Source organism: Haladaptatus pallidirubidus (genome assembly GCF_020700235.1).
Lineage (GTDB): Archaea > Halobacteriota > Halobacteria > Halobacteriales > Haladaptataceae > Haladaptatus > Haladaptatus pallidirubidus.
Map to the genome: position 1 here is coordinate 1 of NZ_CP085302.1, position 16,573 is coordinate 16,573.

Below are 16,573 nucleotides of genomic sequence, written 5' to 3' on the forward strand. Positions count from 1 at the left end.
CACCCGCCCTAAAGGGCGGGGCTGCCTACGATGGATCCTGTTTTTCTGGCTGATGTCTGACGTAGAACTAAGTTCCATGCAGAACACGGATAATATAGGACACAGGTACCACCCGTATTACCCGTGTCACACGGACAATACACATGACACTTGCAATTTCAACTGCGATGCAAAAGGGCGGCGTCGGGAAGACAACAACCGCACTCAACCTCTCAGGAGCTCTCGCCGATCGAGGGAACGACGTGCTACTGGTTGATGCTGATCCTCAGGGCTACGCAACAAAATCCCTCGGTCTTGGAGATCAATACCTGGTTGACGACATCACCATGTATGATGTCTTCCTTGATGCAAACAATTTCGGCGACGTCAATGAGTTGGTCGTTAAGTATGACGAGTTCGATGTCCTGCCCTCGCATCTCAGAATGTTCAAACTCGAAAAGGAGCTTCACTTCGAACGACGAGCCGAGAAACGGCTGTCGATGATGCTTGCTGAACTCGATACCGACTATGACTACATCATCATGGACTCACCGCCAAATCTTGGCCCACTCACGGACAATGCAATTATCGCTTCGGAGCATGTGTTGTTCCCAGCACAAGCCCACGAGGCGAGCAAAGACGCGCTCGAAATGCTCTTCGACGAAATAGAATCGATCGAGAGCGAGTTTGGGATTGATATCGTGACGATGGGGGCGGTCGTCAACATGATCACCCGTGACAATATTAACAAAGAGATGATCGACTGGTTCAACACCGCATTCGGTGAAGAACACGTCTTTGAAATCCCGGATCGGGCTGCCCTTCGACGAGCATGGCAGCAAGGGAAATCGATTTTTGGGTATGAAGGTGAACGACACGAAGAGAAAACAATTGAGGATCTGCAGAATCGGTATAATGAGCTTGCTGACCACGTGGAGGGATACCGATGACCGATCAAGTCGATAAAAATGAGGAACTCAGCGACCGATTTAGCACGCGAAGCAAGCCGAAAAATAACACAGAGGATACGGAGAACATGGATGGTGAAGAGGAGACGGGTGAGGGAGATCAGACGGACAACAGAAGCCACACGGAAAATACAGGTGAGAAAGAAAATGCAGACAACACAGAGGACACGAATGATGTAGGCCACACAGGTGATGTAGATAGGACAGGTGATACGGGTCATACGGATAGCACAGGTGATCAAAGCAACACAAGTGACCAAAATGAAGTAGGCGAGAGAGATGACGTTGGTGGCGCGGGTGATACGGGTCACACGGAGCACACGGAGGATACAGACGACATTGATGGTACGGACACCACGGGTTACACGGGTAATACAGGTAGCACGCGGGAACGCACACAGTACGTGATGTACCTGCCAGACAACCTTCAGCAAGAACTCAACGATCTCTACGATCAGTACAACGGTCGAAGCTTAGTCAACGGAAACGGCGGTATTGAGAAACACAAGGACTTCCTCGAAGGATTAGTTCGAGCTGGACTCGACAATGAGAACCTCGACGAGTACATCGGTGTGAAAGAGTAATCGAGGAAATTCCGGACACTCAGGCCTCAAAGAGGTCGGAAACCCGAGCGTTACTTTGCTGCAAAGCATTCTCCACGATTTCCTGCCGAATATCTAGGCTATACAGATAGTAACTACCGCCGTGGATACCGTCGTTCCGCTCATCGTGCTTGATGAATCCTTTCAGTCGAAGCTGACTGATACGGTCATGAATCGTTCGGTTAGAGACGATATCCGTGTCGATAAGATTTGCAACGAGTTGGTACCGTTCGTAGATATCCGACCGTTTGCATGGTGTTTTGCCTTCTGCCTCGAGCTGGAGTAAACTGAATAACGTCAGCTGGCTTTGCGTCGGGAGAGATTCGAGTTCGTCCTGCACTTTTCCCTTCTCGATGAAATCTCGAGCTTCGCGAACGTGGCTTTCGCCGACCTCTGAGTCGTCTCTCGTTCACGCCAAATCTCCCGCTTTGTATAGCAACTTCAGTGCTTGTCGTGCACTCCCCGATTCTTGTGCCGAGAACGCCGAACATAACGGAATCGTATCACCGTCTAAAACGCCATCACGGAACGCGTTCGTCGCACGCTGCTTGAGGATATTCCGGAGCTGGTTCGCATCATATGGCGGGAAGTGGATCTCTTCATCGCACAGGCTGTCCTTCACACGCGCATTCAATATCACGAAACGTGAAATCATTCGAAATCCCGACAACACCGACTAACGTATCCTCAACACTCTCATTATCGTTCGCTCGTGGCAGTTCGTAGAGGATATCATCGTCACTGCCGATCGAATCAATCTCGTCTAGAACGACTAGCAAGTGGGTTGCATCTAAGTCGTTGATGTGATTCCACAGCATTTGGTACACTTGACTGGCGGCATACCCTGTTGATGGAATTTTCTCAGATGTATCTCGGAATTGGTTCACGAGATCAACCGAGACCTGATAACTGCTGGACGCAGATTTGCAGTTCAAGTTAACCACCTTGATATTGAGATCGTCATAGTTCTCTTGGTCGGATAGCAATTGGTTCAATACGAGTCGTGTTGCGAGAGTCTTCCCGACGCCAGTCTGCCCGTATAAGAAGATATTTTTCGGCGGGGCAGCGTTGATGACGGGACGAAGTGCTTCTTGGTACTCGGACAATTCCTCGTCACGCTCGACCAGTTCTTCAGGACGGTAGTTATCACGGAGAACGGCTTCGTTGACGAAGATTGGGAATCAGTTACCCTCGATTTTGGTTGGAAACGATTCGCTTATGCTGGCTGCACCGGCAGTGTTCGTGATGCTGTACTCCGGATACCGGAGTTTCGACGACCCAACGGGTGGGCAGTCGCTATTGAAATATGGAATGTACTTCTCAACAGTGGCGTTCATCGGCGGCCGTCTGACGCTCCCTTTTGTGAAATAATACTGGATCTGTTGAAACATCTATCCAGTGATAATTTGAGACAGTCGTGCTGGGGTGTTTGACGGTCTAATGTCTGATGTGGATGATGCTGATTATAATAGTATTTGAACAGCTGGAATTTTTTCCTCTGTCCAGCATTGGCAATTGCTGCAATAATTCTTTTCACGCTGACGTTGCTCGTCGTATTCAGGCTCTATTCTCGTGGAAAACAGCAAGTGGTGAGTGGGTAACTACATACCACGAACTCAACACCTGTAGGTGCGTGATGAAGATACACGCTCTGTCTTCAGCACTCCACTCCTATCACGTTCTGAGGATTTCAACAGAGTCCTCGATACTGCTTCTACACAAATAGATGAGGGCACCCATGATCTGAGGTGGAGCGGCGTACTCAGACCCACAATGCATTGCTTCGACTCAGCAGGCACGAAGAAGCGTGCCGAAAGCAGTACATCCACACTGTCGCCAATAAGATTGTCGTGGTAGCCGTCGAGTACGACTGTGACGTTATCGTGTTCGAGGAGTTAACGAATATTCGAGAGCAGCTTCCCTACCCAGAGTGGTACTACGTGAGGGCGCTTCACTGTCTATTCGAAAATAAAGCGTCGGATTATGGTTTCGAAACCGGTCAAATTGAATCATACGTCCTAATATTGTTTGCGGACTGACTGTGAGTTCACGTACGAGGACAATCGTGACGGCAAACACTTCCGGTTTTTAAAATGAGGATACAAAGTGAGCGCGGATTACAACGAGGCCAAAAACATCAGGCTACGCTATGTTCGAAAGCGACAACATCGACTATGTTCCTCGCCCAAGTTGGAGAACATAGACGCACCAGTAGATATACGTGTGAATGGTCGGATGTTGAATGACGAGAGCCACCAGCAATAGACTAGTGAGGCTCTGTTGAAATCATCATCTTTAGATACTTACCATGGTAGAGCTACTGGTCACTACACGTTCATATCTCGAACGAAGCAGAGTATTGTTTCACTGACTATTAGGGAAGATTGGCATATACCTTGATTATTCCACACTCAGGGCAAAGGAACGCGTGAAGTGGAGTTTGATACCCAACGCCGAGGCGGTCAAGCACACCACCTTCTCTATCAGTTTCAACATAGAGGTCGCCAACTCCTTCTGCGGTTACGTTCGTTTTCTCCATTTGGACATTACAGTCCGGACAGTGGCGCTCACTCATTGGTCTCATGCTCAGTTTTGCTCCCAATTCATAAAAAAGCCAGACACAGGGTTACACGCTTGGAAGCACTGATACGGACTAATTTTTCTTGCTGACTGCACGCTCTGTACTGATTGTTATATAGCTCGGTCGAGATTGTGGACGATATACGTAAGGGCGAGTTCACGAAACTGCTTCCATCAGCATCGTGAACGGACGAACACACCGTATTTTCGCTTGAGTCGAGAGTTTACCGTTTCGCTCTGGCTCAGTTGGTCGTAGAGTCCGGTATCCAACCGAGCGTTCCACGCTTTCTGAAGTGAGGAGAACTCATGGTGTTTAATGAGTGGACGAACCGCGCTCTCGCGGGCCATTGCTCGAATCTGCTGGTCGTCGTAGCCTTTGTCTCCAAGCAAAACTCCGACTTTACCCGCGTTGCAATTGATGAGCGATGGTGCGATCTGCGTATCGTGTTTTCGGGTCGTTGTGACGTGGAGATCGAGGATCGCGTTTGCTCTCGTATCGATTGAGAATGTGACTTTTAATTGCTGAACCGTCAATTTTGTCCGTTTCGTGTAGTGCTTCGAGGCGTGACTCCGGTCAAATCCTGAGGCATCGATCCCCACAACACCGTTGGTTGGGAGCAGTGAAACAGAGAGATTGAGAAGCACTCGCCAGACGGCCATATCGAGTCGGTCGAACGCCTTGCACAGCGTTGACGGAGCAGGGATCTTGGTCATACTAATAGCGTTCCGGACGCGCGGCATCTCGATGAGTTCATCGAGTAGGGTTCGGTAGGTCGTATCTTTCCGAACTTTGAGGCAGGGCAGGACGATGTGCTGGTGAAGTGTGTACCGGTGTTTCGAGAATTTCGATGAGTACCGAGCTACAGCACGTTTCGCTAGCTGAAATGCTTCCTCAACAAATCGGAGTAACTGTGACTTTGGGAGGGTCTGCATCCACTCGCATTACTGGTTGAATCTGTAATTCACCAAGGATTTCAACAAAGCCACTAGTGACTAATTGCCGGAAGACCATATCAAAGCCCCACCTCAAGAACCGGGGTGTGTATGCACCGAGGGAGTAAGGTGGTGGTGTTTACTGTTCCTATTGATTCCCATTTAAATTGAGTGTTCGGAAGAATCGACTTGCAACGACCTTAAATAATTGTTCTTCGATCTCCACATTTTCCTTACTACTCTCCGCAAAGATTCCAAGTGGCAATCGGCCACCCGCCCGATCGGGATGGCCACCAGCAGATCCATACGAACCAAATGCTCGTTCGACTACATCTCCGATATCGATCCCTGGATCGAATGATTGGGCACTCAACCGAAGATGACCGTCGACAATTCCCATCACGAGAACGGTCCGAACCCCCTCAAGACGAAGGAGGTAGTCTGCTGCCTGGGGAAGGGCACCACTTTCAGTGGTTCTTCCAATACTCGAAACAAGTGTTGAACCGTGTTTTTCTCGATGGCCTATGGCCTGTCCAATTGCATTGAGTGTTGATGGTGTGAGCGACGACCCATATACTTCTTCGATCAGATCGATATCGGCAGCGGGATAGAGCACCGTTGCTGCTTCATACTCTGCGAGCGTTGGGTACCGGACGTAATCCAACCGCTCGTGATGGATTGCAAAGAGAAGTGCAGACATGATAAGAGTTGACGGAGACCATTCTTGTTCATTAATGTACTCTGTGAGAATTGTTGAAGTCGTTCCATATTCTGCACGACTATCGACAAATGTTGCTTCTGAGCTATCTTCTATATCCTGCGTATCAATAATAAAACTAATCTGGATATCATCTGGAAGTTCTACCTGCTTACCAGAAACGGCATGATCGATTAATGCAATGCAATCATACGCTCTGAGATTTTCTTCTTGAATTCGTTCGAGTGATACCTCGAAAATATTGATAAAGGAACGAATTTCTTGATGAGTAATCTCCCCCTGATAAAAAATCGTAGCCTGGTCAACTTTTGCCTGCTCTGCAATCCATTGGAAAGCAAATGCGCTTGCAAGACAATCTGGATCTGGTTGATGATGACACACAATTGCTACTGAATTAACATCTTTTAAACGTGAGTATAGTTCGTCTGACTTCCCCATACTGTCCACTACGTGAAGAGAGAATACGAAGATACCGCAGATACTGGTTTTTTATGATCGTGACTTGTCTTAGGACTTGATCTCAAGATACTCAGTCGAAACAGGTCTCTAAGAGATAGATCTTAAGCATACATCTCGGGATGACACTGTTTGATTGCATCATCAACGGCTTGACTCTGCCCAACGAACGTAAGGTGATCTCCATGGCGGAGTGTAAGCTCAGGGGTTGGAATTTGCGACTCACCATCTCGGCTGACAAGTGCAATTAATACACCATCTGGTAGACTTTGACCAAGTTCCTTGATGGTTTTTCCACTGAGGTTTTCATCAGTGATTTCGATTTCCTGCACATCGCCGTTTCGCTCAATTTCGGACATCCACTCCGAGAGTGCTGGTCGCTCGACTGCATTGTCCATGGCCTGTACAATGGAGTCATTTGCTGAAATCGATTGAACACCAAGATCTTCAAATGCCTCAACATTTCCGGGTGTATTCACACGAGCAATCACGGTCTCAACATCGAACTTCGAATTTGAGAGCTGTGCGACAAGTAGATTCACATCATCATCCGTAGTTGCTGCAGCAATAATTTTGGCATTCTCTGCGCCTGCAGACCGTAACGCATCAATATCTGTCCCGTTATCGTAATGGACTGTAAATCCAGCTTCACGTGCGATTTCAACCGCTTGTTGATCTTGTTCGATAAGGACAACATTTTCACCACGATTCTCCAGCCGTTCGGCGAGGCCACGACCAACGCGACCGCCGCCAACTATGATTACACGCATTGGAATCACATTAAGTATTTGTGCAATATGCCGAGCAAATCCGGCTTCGAAAACGACAGTTGTAAGGATAACAAGAAATACGGTTCCCACGAGAACTGATGCTGCTGTGGGATTCGTCGGCCGAAGTTCAAGCGCAAAGAGCGTCGCGACGCTTGCTGGGATAATGCCTCGAGGGCCAACGAAGCTCATGAACAGCTGCTCGTTGAGTGTAAATCGCTTGCCGTGCGTACAGAGCAACACAAGCAGTGGTCGAATAACGCCAACAACTGCGCCAACTACAAGTAGTCCACCAACCCCGAGCGACAGTAGTTCGTCGAATGAAAGAAGTGTGGCTAGTGAAATAAAGACGAATGAAAGGACAATCAGCGTAATATCGCCCTTGAACGACTCAATTTTGTCTTCATAGGGGAGATCTGCATTACCAAGGAGAATACCAGCAGTCGCAACAGCAGCAATACCCGCCTCTTGAGAGAGGGATTCAGCAATGCCGTAAGTTCCCATTGCTCCAATGAGGACAATTAAGCGAGCATTCTGGGCAGCATTTGTCGACGAAAGATTGACGTGTTTGAGAAGGTACCAGAGGATGCTTGCTGTCACCCCGCCCACGACCATACCGATTCCGAGGCGTGAGAGGAACGATTTCATAAGCAACGTGATCTGTGGTTCACCGGAAACAATGATTTCGAAGACAGCTACTGCTAAGATTGCGGCAGTAACATCGTTGACAATTCCTTCTGTTTCAAGTGCGGCAGCCACCCTGTCACGAACAGGTACGACGGCGAGAATCGGTGTGATAACCGTTGGCCCCGTTGCAATAAGTAGCGATCCAACGAGAAACGACAGCTCCCATGATACGTTAAGCGCGAATCGAACCACCACGGTCGTTCCGATGAGGCCAATAATTGCTCCTACTGTAACGAGGCGGAATGCTTCACGTGGTGTCTGCCGGAGCTTTCCAAGTTTGAGATGGAATGCCCCTTCAAAAACGATTACTGCTACGCTCAAGCCGACAATTGTGGGAAGTGATGACCCAAATGATTTTGCGGTGATAAGTCCCAACACTTCTGGCCCCACGATAATTCCGGCGAGGATAAGAAAGAGCACACTTGGGATTTTTAGCCGATCAGCTAAGACTTGGGCTGCAACTCCTAACCCTAGGATCGTTACGACGATGGGAATCAGCCCGGCTTCGGCGCTCATAATATCCTTACCTGTGTCTTATCTTTCGTTCCACAGTATACTGATACAGGTAAGTACCCTTTATTGATTTATTGGTTTGGTTAATTAGTGTACGTGCCAATAGCTGGACTCACTCCTCATCCATGAATAATTGCATAACATCCGGAGCAAATCCCCGTTTGGAGAATACGGTAACGAGATCTCCTGCTTGTATCGCTGTTTCGCCACGTGGGGTGATGACCGACTGATCACGTTGAATCGCGACGATAAGCACATCGTCTCCGAATAGTCCTTGTTCGTCTGCTTCCAGAAGGGACATGCCGGCGATTTTACTTCCTTGGGTTGCCGTTATCTCGAAAACCTCGGCATTATCCCCAAGGTGCATGAAGTCTTTCACCGATGGTCGTTGGACAGCACGATAGAGGTACTCTGCAATCAGGTGCTGTGGATTTTCAAGAACGTTTACGCCGATTTGGCGGAACACTTGCATATGTGCAGGATTGTGTACAACCGAAACGAGCGATGGAATTTTGAGTTCTTGTGCGAGTAGCATCACCATGATATTGGTCGCGTCCTTGTCAGTCGTACTGATGATCGCATCTGCTTGGTGTGCTCCAGCTTCGTCGAGGGTGTCGATAACCGTCGCATCTCCATTGATTACTAAACAATCGTAGGTCGATGCGGCTCTCTCCGCCACCTCTGAGTTGTTCTCTATTACGACAACATCGTTGTTCTGTTTGGTCGCGAGTTTGATGAGCTGGCTCCCGATACTCCCTGCGCCAATGATGATGAGATACATATCTTACTCGTTTTTCACTGCTCCTTGTATATAGGAATACCCAATTAGTTTTTTAAACCATCGGCTCGAAGCATAACTATGGTGGGTGTAAATTCTTCTTCCGACATTTCTATTCCAGAATCGATAGCGAACGAGTTAACCACGCTTGACGATGAATCTCTTCGGGACGTCATTAATTACGCACAATCCCTACTCGCCGAACGCCTCCCACAGACATCACAGATTACAGAAGAACCAGGAGAAGAAATCATTAGCATTTGGGAACATGACGGGTACACACTCGTTACAAAAAAGCACTCCTGCGTTGCAGGTTGTGATGATTGTCCGCACGGGCCGTATCTCTACCGGGTACGAGCAGAACAGTCATTTGTAAATGGGGAACGAACACTTCACTGGTCATTTCTCGGTCGGGTTGAAAAATCGGACTGCTAAAGATGGCGACTACCTTTATAAAGCAAGTATCCGAAGAAAAAGAGAATATATCCTACAGTGAAACCTGTCGTAATCACCGTTCGACCGACCAACGCGATGACGATGATGAGTAGTGGTCCGAGGAGCAAAAGTAGGTCGAAAACGTTATCCTGTCCGCCAAACCGTGCGAGGTGGCGCAGTAATGGTATGTCACGGAGTGTTGCCATCTACCTGTACACCCCCATTCCGCGAAAGAGGCTACGGAGTAACACTAATACCGGGATGATTTCAAGCCGTCCGATCCACATGTTGAAAAGGAACGTCACTTTGAGTACGAACGGCATCGTCGCTCCGGTAATCCCGCTTGATAGACCAACGTTCCCCTGTACACTGGTGACTTCGAACACCACATTTTGAAGGCTGTATCCATCGCCACCAATAGGAAGCGTGATGAGGAGAACGAACATCCCTACCACCAGAAACACCATCCAGAGAAACGCGATAATGGCTGCCTCCTCGAACTCTTGGGATGTCTCCGAGTCGCTCAGAACGCGGCCATCGAGTGTGAACGGTCGAAGGGCCGAACTCGGATAGAACACGTTCGTAATTCGGTACCACGTTCCTTTCGTGAGTGTTGCGAGCCGAATCAGTTTGATACCGCCGACCGTCGAACCGGCGGCAGCACCAACGACCATTCCCAAGGAAACGGTGAGCTGTGACTCTGCGGACCAATCGGTACCGAGTGACCCAGCAGTTTGAAAGCCTGTACACGAAGCGGCTGAAATGAACTGGAATGCCCCGTACCGGAACGCTTCGAAGAGTGAATCGTACGTCTGATTGAAAGTCAACAACGCCGTCAACGTGACGGTTCCCGCACCGAAGAAGCCGAACACCCATCGTGTTTGGAGGTCGGTGTATATATTTTCCAACTCTCCTTGTAATATTAGATAATGGATCGGGAACGCGATGCTTCCGAGTATCATCACTGGAAGAAGTGCGAAGTCGATGGCGACGCTATCGTACGTTCCGATGCTATTATCCGTGATGCTAAACCCTCCCGTCGCCAAACCGGTCATCGCGTGATTTACTGCGCCCCATATCGGCATCCCAGCCAACCATAGCAGGAGAATCGAGAGGAAAGTAAACAAGAGGAAAATCCACCAGATGGTTTGGACAGTCGAGACGATGCTCGGGTGAATCTTCTCCGAGCGTGCTTCACTTTCATACAGCGTCAACGACCCGCTTCCCGGTCTCGCGAGAATCGCAGTTGTGAGGACTATGACGCCAACTCCGCCGACCCATTCGATGAATGACCGCCACCACTGGAGGGTTCGTGGAAGGAGGTCTTCCCGGTTGGTCATGGTCAATCCAGTTCCGGTGAAACCACTCATGCTTTCGAAAATTCCGTTTATCGGCTGTCTAAACGCGGCAAGTGTCTCGTATCCTTCCGGTTGCATGCGGGGAACATTGAGAAACGTCGGGTCGAGTGCGACCGTCCATGCAATGAAGTAAAACGGTAGCGCGCCGAAAAGTGCGACTAAGAACCATCCTGACGCCGCAATCATCATTCCGTGGAGTTTACCGGGTTCTGCGGCGTTCTCACACAGTTTCGTTAGACCGGTACCAACACTGCACGTGATTAGTCCTGAGAGTAACAGCCCTGGAATTGCGTAGTACTCTTGCCACACTATCGGAATGAGCAGTGAAGCAAATACTATCACAGAAAGCGCCTGTAGCATCCGGCCGAGATCTCGACCGATTGTTCGAGGCCATTTTACCATCAGAAGAGGATATTCACCGATACCACATATACCATCGGATTTCAGACGTCAATCCGAATTCTGATTTAAGTAGTGATTGGCGAATACGGATTATTATCTCTTTAAATATCGATGGTATGGTTTTCGCGCTTTCGAGTTCGGGTGTGACTTCGACTAGTAGCCGGATACTTCATTTCCTCAGGTATCCGATCGAATCGCCTTTTGCCACAGATAGTAGAGTGACCGATCATGGCCGGAAGCATTCTTCGTTAGAAGAACTGTTCCAGTTCGTTTGCTCCCGGTTTTCTTGCACACTGATTCGAAAACACGCCTTCGGAGCAATTGCTTTTCTTCGGGTGTAGCAAAATTGGCAACCTCGTATTGTTGAGACCGATCAATGATTTCCTGTGCGATCGCCTGCGATCCGATGAGCTCGGTGGTTCGACCCGGTCACACGATTTCTCGAACATCTGCACTTGGGAATTTTTCGAAAAGCGAGTGACGAACTCGTTTATGAGTCCGAGTTCCTCGTTGACCTCGTTTAGTGTGAGTTCTAACTTTCTCTGTGGTGGTATCGGGACGGGACGCATGAGGAGTGGCTTGTATCGTTTGCTTGTGCTAACTCATTGCCAATGATGATACTCTATGCAGTCTCTTCGCGGTCAAGAACTGGAATAAGCACCGATCCCGGTTACTTATGGGGCCTTCAACCCACGGCTGACCGTTCACGTCTCGTTCCATACATCTCTCCATAGTGAATCAATATGTTAGAATATTTACTAATTTAGCATTCCTAAAAAATAAGGGGATGATTTCCTACTTCGCGAAGTAAGATGCTCGGTATTCATCTAGGGATAGACCATTTCGGGGGAAACGACAGACAAAACCGTTTAGCGTCCGTGCGAGTAGACCCCTATATGGGATATCGTCTCGATGAAATCGATAAGAGAATAATTTATTATCTGATGAAAAACGCCCGCGACACCTCGGCCCCACAGATCGCCGACGAGGTTAACGTCTCCGCCGGAACCATCCGAAATCGAATCCAACAGATGCAAGAACACGGAATCATCACCGGATTCCATGCGAACATCGATTTCGAACACATCGACGGTCGTTTAACCAGTCTCTTTTCGTGCACCGCAAATATCCCGATGAGCGAGAGCCTTGCTCGGCAAATCCTCGATATTCCCGGTGTTGTCAATATTCGCGAACTCATGACCGGACGAGGAAATATTCAGGTCAAAGCCGTCGGAGAGGGGACGACCGACCTCTCTCGTATCGCTCACGAACTCACCGATCGCGGTCTCGAAATCGAAGATGAAGATCTCATCCAGAACGAGCGCTTCCATTCGTATCACCAGTTCGGGCCAGACGAGCGAGAAGGTCATGTCTCGTTGACCGACCTCGTGAGTCTCTCAGGGAAAGCGGACATCGTCGAACTGGTTATCGAGCCTAATGCACCGGTTGTCAACAAGACATTAAGTGAAGCAGGACAAGAAGGACTGATCGACGATGAACTCCTTGTGATTGCAATCGAACGCAACGAGTCAGTCCTCACTCCAAAAGGAGGAACGTTCATCCAGCCGAACGACGTGGTAACGGTCTTTTCCAGGGATGGAATGTCCGAAGAAGCACTTCGGGGCTTTACTGAAGCCGAATCGAACTGACGTTCGGTCGAAGGTGACTGCTACTGCGTCAAACGAGCCACCAGCCCATCTCGAACTGAATATAAATTTTATATTGTATTTATAATGTGGAATGAGAAATATTCCCGTAATCATTCACAGAACGATCTTTAATTAGGAGGTGAGTTTCTGATAAACACCTCAGTAAAAGAATTTACTTACGCTCCAGTTCATGCGTTTGGACTTTTCCACAACTTGGACACAGGTGACGGTATTCGACAAGAGCACCATCTGTTTTTACTGTCCACTCTCCATCTTCATCGAAAAAACCACATTTGGGACATTCGAGATCTGTTTCATCATAGCGTGATTTTAGTCGTTCGAATGCGGATCGGTCTTCGGAGCCCATAACCAGATCATGGAAACGGAGTATAATAGTCTTTAGGATAAAGGAATTTATATATAAATAGACTATTGATACCGTAATACAACGAGGTCCATATTTCTCATCAATTTATTCATGTACTGCGTTTATCTAATATTAATCTATACTTCCGGTGCTGTTCCTGCAATACCCGGCAGTTCATCGGCTTTCTGTGATGGCTAACATCGATGACAAACTGAACTAAGCTCTAATGTTAATTGCTGATCAGTGTAAATCTGGTCAGAGCATTCTGTCTGACAGAGTGACCGACATCTCTCTTTGTAATCTCGAGGATTCTATCTCATCTCTGGAATACTGAAGTCTTATCATTATCAATTGATCCATTGAATCGGCAGTTCCAAAACCATTGGAAGCGTCATACAGATAACTCCTGCCCCGAAACCAAACCCAATAAATGCCGCTAGTGTCGAAATCTCCCCGCGAGTAGTTTCAATCCCAAACATCATATAAAGTACAATTAGTGCACCTGTACCGATACAGATGTTAAGCCCAGCAAGGAAGCCGAGCACGGCAAAATAAGGATCAGCAGTAAGAGCTAAAAACGGATACTCTGGCGACCAAATTCCTGCTATCGTTGCGAACGTTCCAGCAACAACGTAAGAAAAAACATTCCACCGGTAATAACTATTCCCGGAATCGCTACTCGTACACCGTAGAAGCATGTCTTTTCTAGCCAAGTGGCTACTTGAGCACACAGCGAGGGTTTGGGGGTGGTGAAGTCATCTTCCGATGGCATAGTGACGGTGATGTGATCAGCTTTCCCTGTTTGCGGCTTTCGCTCCTTTACCAACCCACTTCTGAACGAAGCGGTTGAGCGCTGATTGAACTGGACGATGTTTTTTTGCCATGACGACCTGGCCATTGAACTGTTCGCCAACGCTTTCCGGAATTTCGCCGACAAGGACACGTCGAAGGAGACCTTCGGTAGCGGCACCGAGAACAACTGTATCGAAGTGATTCTCCTCAGCGTAAGAGATAATTGTTTCTACGATATCGTCACTCTCAATGACGGTTGTCGAGACCTCGATATCCTCCTCTGCTAGTGCCTTTTGGCGGTTCATGAGGAACGATTCTGCGTTCTCACGATTATCGTCGCTGGTGACTACATTGAACAACGTTACATTTGCATCCATACCAGCATAGGCGGCGGCGGTGTCCTCGGCGACCTCTGCGTGTGGTCCATCGGTCAGTGGGACGAGAACGTTTTGTGCCGTATTTCGGTCGTCCCCGGGGGTCTTGATTACTGTGACGTCACATGGAGCGTGTTCGACGACATGGTCGATAATCGACCCAAGGACGAGGTCTGTCGTTCGTTTCCGACGACCTCGCCAGCCAAGTAGGATCAAATCGCTGTCTCGCTGGTAGGCGATATTAGTGATACTCCGGCCGATATCGTGCCCGATCGTCACTGTTCGATGAGCAGGGACATCTTCAGGAATATATTGCGTTGCATCATCAAGTAGCTGTTCTTGCCTTTCGGTATTCGTGTGACTTTCAGAAAGTGGAGTCTGCTCTGGTACAGTGGCAACAGTCGTTAACAACACTTCGCCATCTTTCCGACGCGCGATTGCGCTCCCTGCCTTTACAAGCTGCTCGGCATGTTCAGGATTTGCAAGGGGAATCAGAACTTGATAACCGCGATCAATTGGTGCACGTTCCTCGGTTACCAGACGAGTCTCCTTTTCGATTTCCGTTTCACGGACACGGCCGCGTGAGTAAATAAAGAAGATACCGATTCCAACGAGAATCCAGGCGATGGCACCGTACCACGCTAGCGGGCTATAGTTGAACAGATACACGGCGAGACCGAGTTTGGTGATAATTCCGATAATTGGGACGTATGGGAAGTACGGCATTACGTAACCGTAATTAATTTGGTCACCCCACTCACGTCGGATCACGATGGCGGCGTAGTTCACCTGCAAGAACAACAACAGAAACATTACGTCAGTTGCTGCGGCGACTGCTTCGATGGGAAGTGCGACCGCCATGAAGATAATGAGTGCTCCAGAGAGTGCTGTTGCGATATACGGTGTTTGCTTCTCAGAATGAACCTCGCTGAACGCGTCGGGCAAGACATGATCACGCCCCATTGCGAACGATACTCGCGTCGACGAGAACGTTGTTGCGTTCAGCGCCGACAGCGTCGAGAAGATACCCGCCACAAGAATGACGAGCGTCCCGTATGGCATGATCTGGCCAGCCGCTTGGGCGAGGCCAAATTCACCGAGATGGCCCAGAATCTCCCAAACCGCAGCATCCCCGATATTTGCCGGGATTGCGGGGAGATTCGTCGCTCCGTGACCACCGGCAGCACCCTCTTGGGCCTGTTGGAACAATTCGGGTGTGACCGTGACTGCACCAATGAGAACGATGGCGACGAGCATATAGATCGTAACGACGATCGCCATCGAATAGAAGACCGCCTTTGGAACCGTTTCCCTGGGATTCACGACCTCCTCACCGGATTGGACGATGATTTCGTATCCTTCGAAGGCGATGAATGTCAGCCCCATTGCGATGAAGATGCCACCGAAACCACGCGGAAGGAACGGTTGAAACCGGCCAGATGCCTCTGTTGGGTGACCAAAGATATAGCCTAGCCCGAATACGATGAGGATAATGATAACGATGACCTTGACAAGGGTCACGATGTTGCCGGCGAGGCCGGTTTCTTTTGCCCCGCGGTAGTTGATGTACGCAAAGAGCGCGCCAGCAAACACAGCGAATAGTTTTTCAGGACCAATTGTAATAACGAATAGATCCACGGGCGGGAAGAGTTGAATGCCGAAATACTCCGTCAAAAGTAGGTGGACAAACGCACCGAACCCGAGCGTATACAGCGAGCCGGCGACGGCATGGGCGAACCAGCTCATCCACCCCGCAAGAAATGCTTGTGAGCGTCCAAGTGCTTCTCGAACCCAGAGATAGCCACCGCCAGCCTCGGGAATGGCACTGCCAAGCTCGGCGTACACCATCCCTGTGAAGATAGTGATGAAGCCGTTGAACGCGAACGCCATTACTAAACCGGGCCCGGCTTGTCCTGCTGCAAGCCCTGTCAACACAAAGATACCAGCGCCGATCATTGCGCCGATACCAATCATTGTGATGTCGAATAAAGAAAGGTCGCGAGCTAGATCTGTTTGGTTGTCGTGCCCGGGAAGGCCGCTCTCATCACTCATCTGGGTTCCTCCTTGACTTTCGGAAAGGGGCTTTATTGTACTCCCCTGCGGCGATTTTCTCCGTCACGTATTTTCCATGGAACACAGCAATTTGGAGACCAAGCCATGCTACAATTGTTAGGGCTGCTCCTACCAGTAACGTTGAATCCATGTGGTTTGGGAC

General features: G+C 49.0%; 16 protein-coding genes and 2 pseudogenes. 5 read left to right on the top strand and 13 right to left on the bottom strand.

The genetic code is table 11. From position 1 onward, the window contains the following. Positions 1-143 precede the first annotated feature (143 nt). Positions 144-929 (top strand): ParA family protein, encoded by a 786-nt coding sequence (locus tag LIX15_RS20735; protein WP_227777268.1) that lies wholly within the window; start codon positions 144-146, stop codon positions 927-929. After that, the gene (locus LIX15_RS20740; protein ID WP_227777269.1) at positions 926-1,531 is read left to right on the top strand and encodes a DUF8160 family protein; all 606 of its coding nucleotides are present in this window, start codon (positions 926-928) and stop codon (positions 1,529-1,531) included. The genes LIX15_RS20735 and LIX15_RS20740 overlap by 4 nt, the downstream gene beginning before the upstream one ends. 19 nt (positions 1,532-1,550) lie before the next feature. Here the strand turns inward: LIX15_RS20740 and LIX15_RS33315 are convergent, their stop codons facing one another. The 3 genes from LIX15_RS33315 to LIX15_RS33325 form a co-directional block, all read right to left on the bottom strand. After that, a complete protein-coding gene (locus LIX15_RS33315) occupies positions 1,551-1,889 on the bottom strand; it encodes a hypothetical protein (RefSeq protein WP_345410856.1) in 339 nt (112 codons plus the stop codon). Positions 1,890-1,958: 69 nt separating this feature from the next. Beyond that, entirely contained in the window at positions 1,959-2,171 is a 213-nt protein-coding gene (locus tag LIX15_RS33320) for a hypothetical protein (RefSeq protein ID WP_368410703.1), read from the bottom strand. Further along, positions 2,149-2,724: an AAA family ATPase gene (locus LIX15_RS33325; RefSeq protein ID WP_368410707.1), complete on the bottom strand. Its 576-nt coding sequence runs from the start codon at positions 2,722-2,724 to the stop codon at positions 2,149-2,151. The genes LIX15_RS33320 and LIX15_RS33325 overlap by 23 nt, the downstream gene beginning before the upstream one ends. On the opposite strand from LIX15_RS33325, the gene LIX15_RS20750 reads away from it, so the two are divergent. Both LIX15_RS20750 and LIX15_RS33735 read left to right on the top strand, forming a co-directional pair. Beyond that, positions 2,714-2,920: a hypothetical protein gene (locus LIX15_RS20750; RefSeq protein ID WP_227777270.1), complete on the top strand. Its 207-nt coding sequence runs from the start codon at positions 2,714-2,716 to the stop codon at positions 2,918-2,920. The genes LIX15_RS33325 and LIX15_RS20750 overlap by 11 nt on opposite strands. 380 nt (positions 2,921-3,300) lie before the next feature. Then, positions 3,301-3,814: pseudogene (locus tag LIX15_RS33735) on the top strand (RNA-guided endonuclease InsQ/TnpB family protein); the annotation flags it as partial. Positions 3,815-4,240: 426 nt separating this feature from the next. On the opposite strand, the pseudogene LIX15_RS20765 reads toward LIX15_RS33735, so the two are convergent. From LIX15_RS20765 to LIX15_RS20790, 6 genes and pseudogenes are all read right to left on the bottom strand, one after another. Beyond that, a pseudogene (locus LIX15_RS20765) lies at positions 4,241-5,062 on the bottom strand (IS5 family transposase). 148 nt (positions 5,063-5,210) lie between these two features. Beyond that, the gene (locus LIX15_RS20770; protein WP_227777272.1) at positions 5,211-6,218 is read right to left on the bottom strand and encodes a DHH family phosphoesterase; all 1,008 of its coding nucleotides are present in this window, start codon (positions 6,216-6,218) and stop codon (positions 5,211-5,213) included. A gap of 122 nt (positions 6,219-6,340) precedes the next feature. Further along, a complete protein-coding gene (locus tag LIX15_RS20775; protein WP_227777273.1) occupies positions 6,341-8,206 on the bottom strand; it encodes a cation:proton antiporter domain-containing protein in 1,866 nt (621 codons plus the stop codon). A gap of 109 nt (positions 8,207-8,315) precedes the next feature. Then, positions 8,316-8,984: a potassium channel family protein gene (locus LIX15_RS20780; protein WP_227777274.1), complete on the bottom strand. Its 669-nt coding sequence runs from the start codon at positions 8,982-8,984 to the stop codon at positions 8,316-8,318. Positions 8,985-9,412: 428 nt separating this feature from the next. After that, the gene (locus LIX15_RS20785; protein ID WP_227777275.1) at positions 9,413-9,622 is read right to left on the bottom strand and encodes a hypothetical protein; all 210 of its coding nucleotides are present in this window, start codon (positions 9,620-9,622) and stop codon (positions 9,413-9,415) included. Beyond that, positions 9,623-11,176, bottom strand: coding sequence for a TrkH family potassium uptake protein (locus LIX15_RS20790; RefSeq protein WP_227777276.1), 1,554 nt, complete (start codon positions 11,174-11,176; stop codon positions 9,623-9,625). 896 nt (positions 11,177-12,072) lie between these two features. Between LIX15_RS20790 and LIX15_RS20795 the strand changes: the two genes are divergently transcribed. Then, entirely contained in the window at positions 12,073-12,825 is a 753-nt protein-coding gene (locus LIX15_RS20795; protein ID WP_227777277.1) for an Lrp/AsnC family transcriptional regulator, read from the top strand. Between the two features lie 172 nt (positions 12,826-12,997). Here the strand turns inward: LIX15_RS20795 and LIX15_RS20800 are convergent, their stop codons facing one another. The 4 genes from LIX15_RS20800 to LIX15_RS20815 form a co-directional block, all read right to left on the bottom strand. Continuing rightward, on the bottom strand, positions 12,998-13,192 hold the full coding sequence (locus tag LIX15_RS20800; protein ID WP_227777278.1) for an HVO_0649 family zinc finger protein: 195 nt from the start codon (positions 13,190-13,192) through the stop codon (positions 12,998-13,000). A gap of 347 nt (positions 13,193-13,539) precedes the next feature. Next, positions 13,540-13,905, bottom strand: a complete 366-nt coding sequence (locus LIX15_RS20805) for a hypothetical protein (protein WP_227777279.1) — start codon at positions 13,903-13,905, stop codon at positions 13,540-13,542. 75 nt (positions 13,906-13,980) lie between these two features. Then, complete coding sequence (locus LIX15_RS20810; protein WP_227777280.1) at positions 13,981-16,410, bottom strand: amino acid permease; 2,430 nt, start codon at positions 16,408-16,410, stop codon at positions 13,981-13,983. Continuing rightward, positions 16,403-16,561 carry a hypothetical protein gene (locus LIX15_RS20815; RefSeq protein ID WP_227777281.1) on the bottom strand — a complete coding sequence of 53 codons (159 nt, stop codon included), beginning with the start codon at positions 16,559-16,561 and terminating at the stop codon, positions 16,403-16,405. The genes LIX15_RS20810 and LIX15_RS20815 overlap by 8 nt, the downstream gene beginning before the upstream one ends. Between the last annotated feature and the right edge of the window lie 12 nt (positions 16,562-16,573).